The sequence below is a fragment of the Bradyrhizobium sp. UFLA01-814 genome (assembly GCF_046718885.1).
Classification (GTDB): domain Bacteria; phylum Pseudomonadota; class Alphaproteobacteria; order Rhizobiales; family Xanthobacteraceae; genus Bradyrhizobium; species Bradyrhizobium elkanii.
Window position 1 is genome coordinate 22,122 of sequence record NZ_JAQOSR010000122.1, and the last position, 6,134, is coordinate 28,255.

4 protein-coding genes are annotated in these 6,134 nt (G+C 62.1%); 2 read left to right on the forward strand and 2 right to left on the reverse strand.

What is annotated here, in order from left to right; all coding sequences use genetic code 11:
• Positions 1 to 126: 126 nt before the first annotated feature.
• Entirely contained in the window at positions 127 to 312 is a 186-nt protein-coding gene (locus PMN64_RS30065) for a hypothetical protein (protein WP_411783261.1), read from the forward strand.
• A gap of 212 nt (positions 313 to 524) precedes the next feature.
• Here PMN64_RS30065 and PMN64_RS30070 read toward each other — a convergent pair whose 3' ends face one another.
• Positions 525 to 1,379 carry a Bug family tripartite tricarboxylate transporter substrate binding protein gene (locus PMN64_RS30070; protein WP_411783262.1) on the reverse strand — a complete coding sequence of 285 codons (855 nt, stop codon included), beginning with the start codon at positions 1,377 to 1,379 and terminating at the stop codon, positions 525 to 527.
• Positions 1,380 to 1,695: 316 nt separating this feature from the next.
• Here PMN64_RS30070 and PMN64_RS30075 point away from each other — a divergent pair, with 316 nt between their 5' ends.
• Positions 1,696 to 3,456, forward strand: coding sequence for an adenylate/guanylate cyclase domain-containing protein (locus PMN64_RS30075; RefSeq protein WP_411783263.1), 1,761 nt, complete (start codon positions 1,696 to 1,698; stop codon positions 3,454 to 3,456).
• Between the two features lie 178 nt (positions 3,457 to 3,634).
• Here PMN64_RS30075 and PMN64_RS30080 read toward each other — a convergent pair whose 3' ends face one another.
• A complete protein-coding gene (locus tag PMN64_RS30080; RefSeq protein ID WP_411783264.1) occupies positions 3,635 to 5,890 on the reverse strand; it encodes an autotransporter outer membrane beta-barrel domain-containing protein in 2,256 nt (751 codons plus the stop codon).
• Positions 5,891 to 6,134 lie beyond the last annotated feature (244 nt).

The following is a 6,134-nucleotide window of genomic DNA, read 5'->3' on the forward strand; positions in this document are numbered from 1 at the left end:
GCTCGCCCAAAATTCGTCGGAGCCGAGTATCATCCCGCTTGATTATCCACTAGAAATTGTCGACAATTCAGCCGTGTATTGGACAAGGGATTAATCAAATCTAGTTTTGCCACTTTGGAGGCGGCGATGTGTAGATTTGCAGTGGATCTCATTGACTTCGAGGAATTGACCGCGGCGCAAAAGAAAGCACTGCTGAAGGACCTACAGAAGCGCAGGGATGCTCTGCAAGCGCAGCTGGAGGATGTCAATGAATCGCTGAAGGGCGTCAATCAAGCGCTCAAGACGGTCCAGAAAGTATCTAAGGGCCGTTAGTGCCCTGGCCCAGCGCCCGACAAAGCTGCAATCTGGTCTCGGTCCGTGCAGGGGCTCCGTATCGGAGCTCAAGGCAGCGTCCAAATATGCGCTTGCCGAATGCGGAAGAGACGGCGGAGCCCTGAGCAAGGGCACGCAAAATCGACGCTGCTCCGGGTAGCAGGATGTGAAGCCCGTTGGTCACCTCATGGCCGGCCACCGTTGCTCTTGTGTCAGGGTTGGATTCCGAGCGCCTTAAGTATGGGCGTCCACTGGGCGTAATCCCTCTCATGCATCGCTCGTGCCTCAGCACCGGATCGCCATGCATGCTTGAATCCAACATTCTTCAGCTTTTCCTGAGAACCTTGCGACGCTTGCCGGAAAATCTCGGCGAGGCGGACGACTTCCTCCGCTGATGTATCCGGCGGAGCGAGGATGCCGACCCATCCTTCCGTCTCAATCCCGCTACCGGTTTGCGCAATCATCCGAAGCGAATCTTGAAACGGGAGAAAATCTGGAAAAGGAACAATCGCAACCGCGACGTGCCCCCCAAGGACGCTGAGGATCGCCGGCGCCGACCCTTGATACGGCACGTGCACCATCGGCACTCCGTAGTCACTGAAAAGCTTTGTGCCTATCAGATGGGGAATGCTCCCGGCGCCTGCGGTGGCTACGGTGCGATATTTCTCCTCGCGCGAGGCTTCCTGCATGTATTCAGCAAGGTGCGCGGGAGCGTCTTTTCTCGTGACAGCAACGTAGGAGAAGGTCGCCAAAATTCCGATCGGCACGAGCCCGCTTTGGGGTGACGTCCTGAGCGACGACGTGGAGGACATGAACAAGAGCGTTCGAGTCCCCTTTTGCCGAAGGATCCAATCCGCCGCTATCGCCCCTCCTGCGCCAGGTCGATTTTCCACGATCGTGGAAATTCGCGCCATCTGCTCGGCTGCTTCAGCCACGATTCTGGCCGCGGTTGAGGAGGTTCCCCCTGCTGCAAATCCCACGACCAATGTAATCTGCCCTTCATTCGGCAGGGCGGGACTGGAGAGCATCACAAGCGCGGCGAGAAATAGCGGCGTGAGTCTCGTCATGCACTGATCCCTTTCCGCCGGGTATCGCGATTTTCAAAGACAACTGGACCACGCGCCCTTCAAGGGCGCAACCTCCGAAAGAACGTCATCCGACCAGCCGGCGCTCTCGGGCACCCTGCAAGCGGGACCATCCGTCCGCGACTCGCACGCGGTTCGCCATCAAAGCAGGCAGAATTCGATACCGGGGGCGATCTCGCCAAGCTCGCACGCGGGCTGGCACTAACTGAACAACACCGGTGTTCGGAGCCCGATAGACACCTCCTTCTTCTGACAATAGTCTTTGACTAAAGATCGGATCGGATCAGGGCGAGCTTTTATGGCCGCAGACCGTGTGGAACGGCGACTGAGTGCTATTTTCGTGGCCGATGTGGCTGGCTACAGCCGCCTGATGGGTGCTGATGAGGAGGGTACGCACGCCCGGCTGAACGAACATCTGTCCGCGCTCCTCCATCCCGAGATCGAAAAGCACGGCGGGCGGCTCATCAGGAGCGCCGGGGATGGAATTTTGGTGGAGTTTGCCAGCGTGGTCGGCGCGATGCGATGCGCCGTTGCGATACAGCGTGGCATGATCACTCGAAACACCGATGTGCGAATTGAAAAGCGGATCGAGTTCCGCATTGGCATCAATGCCGGCGACATCATCATAGAAGGCGGCGATATCTTTGGGGACGGGGTAAATGTTGCGGCTCGGCTCGAGGCGCTTTGTGAGCCGGGCGACATCTGTGTATCGCAACGCGTACGAGAAGATACGCAGGATAAGCTTGACGTCGAATTCGAAGATAGTGGCGAGCATCAACTGAAGAACATTGCACGGCCGGTGCGGGTCTATCGCGTGTCGTTCGGCAACGCTCCGGCGCGACCGGCGCTTGCGCTTCCCGACAAGCCATCGGTCGCCGTCCTGGCTTTTGAGAATATGAGTCGCGACCCGGAGCAGGAGTACTTTGCGGATGGAATTTCGGAAGACATCATCACCGAGTTGTCCCGCTTCTCGGACTTGTTCGTGATCGCACGCAATTCGAGTTTTCGATACAAGGGCAGCGCGGTTGATTTGCGTCAGGTGGGCCGAGAACTCGGCGTGCGCTATGTTCTGGAGGGTAGCGTTCGTCGGGGCAATGACCGAGTTCGGATCACGGCGCAGCTGATTGATGCTGCAAGTGGCGTCCACCGCTGGGCCGAGCGCTATGACCAGAAGTTAAAGGATGTATTTGCGATCCAGGACGACGTGGCGCGGACGATCGCCGCAATTCTGGTCGCGCATGTGAACATGGCGGAAGCTGAACGCACCTTGCTCAAGCCGCCCGCGACCTGGCAGGCCTACGATCACTACATGCGCGCAAGTGCGGCGTGGATAGCGTTCCAGTCCTCGTGGCAAATGGCGGAATTATTGAGGACACGAGGGCACCTCGCAGATTCGCTGGCCATCGATCCGAAATATGCCCGTTGCTATACAATGCTGGCCAGCACTCACCGGGTGGCTTGGCTCAATCCGCTGAATGATGAATATTTGAGCCCGACTATCCTTGACCTGGCCATCAAATTGGCGCGCACGGCAATTGCCCACAATCCGAGCCTGCCCGAAGCCTATGCCGAGTTGGGCTATAACATCATCCGGAAGCGTGACTTCGACGCAGCGACTGGCGCCGCCGAAAGGGCGCTGGCGCTAAACCCCAATTTCGCGGATTACCGCCTCGCGCAAATATTTTACTCGGTGGGAGAGCCGACCAGAGCTATTGCCATCGCCAAGTTGCAAATGCGCCTTGATCCATTCCATCCGCATTTTGCGCCGTTGATGGTCGGCGTAGCTCACTACCACCTCAAAGAATACCACGATGCCCAACATTGGTTGACCGAAGCCATTAGCCGCGCGCCCAATCACCAGTATGGCCACGCCTTCTTGGCTGCGACGTACGCTCAGCTGGGACGAATGGAAGATGCTCGTGCAGAGGCAAACGAGGTTCTACGCTTAAATCCAAGATACAGCATCAGCGGCACCCAGCAGCAGGTATCCATTCTCAAACGCGCCGAAGATTTGGAGCACCTGGTTGACGGGCTGCGAAAGGCCGGCCTTCCAGCATAGTCTCGGCGAATGCGCGGGGGCAAGACATGAGGCGCTGACTGACGGCGATCGGTCGCTATGGACCGAAAAGCGGACGCATTGTGCTCACGTTGAGTCCTTCACCTTTTGACCCACACCGGACTTGCCATAGTCGCTTTAGATGCGGCGCGTCATCACGACGGCATGTCACTCCGCCGCTCTACCACGTGTATCGGATCGTGCCGGTGCCGGCATAGGTTTGCGAGCCGCGCGCGAACTCGCCGTCAAACTTGCCGAGAAGTGTGACGCCGTTGACGAGCTTGAACTCGGCGCCCGCGGATACCAGCGCGGAGTCCTTCGCGGGCGCCGCCCCGTTGACGATGAAGCTCGCGCCGGGAAGCGTCTGGAACACGGCGGTCAGCGCCGGGTCGCTCAGCCAGTCGTGCGCCCAGGCAACGCGTCCGCGCCAGGTCAGCACGGCATCGCGGGAGAACGCCGTCACATAGTCGAAGCGGCTGCCGAGCTCGCTCCTGGTATCCGTGCCGGCGCGCGAATTGTAGGTCAGCCCGAAGCCGCCACCGCTGACGTCGACCTCGCTGTAGCCAGGCGTGCGGAAGTTCTGCGCCTGCAGCGCGGCGTAGGGCGTGATCCCGGCGACCGGTGAGCCGAAGCGATAACCGCCCTCGGCGCGTCCAGCAAAGCTCTGCGCGTTGAAATCGGCGGTGAGGTGATCGCCGAACGCCGCGACGCGGTCGGTCGACATCCAGTAATTGGCAAACGCCAGCGATGCCGCGACATAGGCCGGACCCGAGCGGGTCGCGGCATAGGCGCCGGCCTGGAATGCATCGCTCCTGCCACCGCCCAAGCCTTGTGCGAGATCCCATCGTGTACCGCCGCCGGCGAGCGCGAAGCCCAATACCGTGTCGCGGGTGAAATGATAGTCGAGCCCGCTCGCATAGCCCGCGGCGCGCGACGTCAGGTCATGACTGCCGAGCACGGCCGGATCGCCATTGGTCTTGTTGTAGCCGCCGAAGCCGGCGCCCCATACGCTCCAGCGCGGCTCGTACACCGCGGGCGGCGCCTTGTAGAGCGGCGTCTTCATCACCTTGGCATAAGCGAGCGCGATGTCGGCGGGCAGGTCCGGCCGATCGGGCGCAAAGCCGAGCGTGGGACTGCCGGCGCCGGCGATGCCGTTGCGTCCATCGACGAACGGATCGAGCATGACGCCGAGGAACTGGGTCATCAGCTGGAAGGCACCCTGCTGCGCGCCGGTCGCCGCCTCGCCCGAAAGCAGCGTAAGTGCATTGGCGCGATTGGCGCCGGTTAGCGAGAACAGGTTGCCGAAGCTCGGCGGCAGCGTCCCGCCGCTGTTGAAGAAGTTGTTGAGCGCGCTCGCGACGTTCTGCTGGTTCTGGTTGAGGCGGGCGCCCGCCCCAAAGACGGCACTCGTCAGGGTGAGAACTACGTCATTGGTGGTATAGGTCAGACCAAAGGTGAAATTCGAATTGCTCACGCTCAGCCCGTCGAACCTCCTGCCGCCCAGCCCGTTGGCGTGCAGGATCGTATAGGCCTGCCCACGCGTGAAGGAGCCGGGGCCGACCACGGCCTGCACGGTGCCAGCGAGCGTCGCCGTGCCCGTGACGTTGGCAAAGCTCGCGGCCGACGGGCTCACCTGGACCAGATAAACCGCGCCCGACTGGAAGGCGAGGTTGCCGGCGACCGTCATCGAGCTGCCGGCGGCGCCCGAGCCGGGCGCGAACGTGCCGCCGCTGGTCATCGTGAAGCTGCCGGTCGTGCCCGTTCCGGTGAGGGAGTTGACGCCCGCGGTGAAGACGATCGCATCGGTACGCGTCACACCGTCCCCGGAAAGGCCGCCGGTGATCGTGCCGTTGTTGACGATCGCGAGGCCCGCGCCGCTGATGCCGGCACCGCCGGCGCCGGGGGTGGCATTGCCGCCCCCGATGCCAAAGCTTCCGCCATTTCCACCCGTAATGGATCCGGCGTTCGTGAGCGTCCCACCGGCGCCGCCGAAGGAGACGCCCACACCGCCGGAGGCGCCGTTCCCACCGGAGGCGCTGACGAGCCCGATGCCACCGTTACCGCCGTTTCCTCCCGTAATGGATCCTGCGTTCGTGAGCGACCCGCCTGTGCCGGCGAAGGAGACGCCCGCTCCGCCGGAGCCACCCGCGCCACCCGATCCGACGCCGCTCAAGCCCGTAGAACTCTGCCCGCCGTTTCCGCCATTTCCACCTGTTATGGTTCCGGAGGTCGTAAGCGTTGCACCCGTGCCGGCGAAATAGGCGCCCGCTCCGCCGGAGCCGCCGTTCCCGCCGGGGGCGCCGAAACTGCCGATCCCGCCGCTTCCGCCGTTTCCTCCCGTAATGGCTTCGGTGTTCGTGAGCGTCCCGCCGGTGCCGGCGAAGGAGACGCCCGCACCGCCGGAGCCGCCCGCACCACCCGATCCGATGAAGCCCATGGTCGCAAAACCACGTCCGCCGCTTCCGCCACTTCCCCCCGTTATGGTTCCGGAGGTCGTGAGCATTGCACCCGAGTCGACGAAATAGGCGCCCACTCCGCCGGACCCACCAGCTCCGCCGTTTCCTCCGCCGCCGCCTGCAAAGGGTTGAATGAGATTTCCGTTGCCGCCGTTGCCGCCTGTTCCTCCGTCGATCGACCCGGAATTCGTGTTGGCGGTTGCCCCCGAGACGATGGCTCCATAG

Bases quoted from the DNA above. Each gene is read 5' to 3' on its own strand.
- PMN64_RS30065 (WP_411783261.1), top strand. From the start codon at position 127: ATGTGTAGATTTGCAGTGGATCTCATTGACTTCGAGGAATTGACCGCG.
- PMN64_RS30070 (WP_411783262.1), bottom strand. From the start codon at position 1,379: ATGACGAGACTCACGCCGCTATTTCTCGCCGCGCTTGTGATGCTCTCC.
- PMN64_RS30075 (WP_411783263.1), top strand. From the start codon at position 1,696: ATGGCCGCAGACCGTGTGGAACGGCGACTGAGTGCTATTTTCGTGGCC.
- PMN64_RS30080 (WP_411783264.1), bottom strand. From the start codon at position 5,890: ATGGGCTTCATCGGATCGGGTGGTGCGGGCGGCTCCGGCGGTGCGGGC.